This window comes from Acinetobacter sp. USHLN143, assembly GCF_037145695.1.
Taxonomy (GTDB): domain Bacteria; phylum Pseudomonadota; class Gammaproteobacteria; order Pseudomonadales; family Moraxellaceae; genus Acinetobacter; species Acinetobacter fasciculus.
In genome coordinates, this window is sequence record NZ_JBBCWZ010000310.1 from 1 (window position 1) to 229 (window position 229).

The window sequence follows — 229 nt, forward strand, 5'->3', positions numbered from 1 at the left end:
ACATTGACTTATTGATAAGCTGGGGACTTAGCTTAGTTGGTAGAGCGCCTGCTTTGCACGCAGGAGGTCAGGAGTTCGACTCTCCTAGTCTCCACCAAATTTCAAGATCATAAAAGCACTGCTTTTACTTGAAATTTAAGCAAGAAGCTACGCTTCGCGCAGTATGTAAGCATACAGTGATGAAGTTGTTTAGTTCCTAAGCGATCAAGTGTTTAGATCCTAGAGATTA

General features: G+C 41.9%; 1 tRNA gene. It reads left to right on the forward strand.

Going from position 1 to position 229, the window contains the following annotated elements:
- The first annotated feature begins 21 nt into the window (after positions 1-21).
- Positions 22-97, forward strand: a tRNA-Ala gene (locus WFH18_RS18175).
- The last annotated feature ends 132 nt before the right edge of the window (positions 98-229 follow it).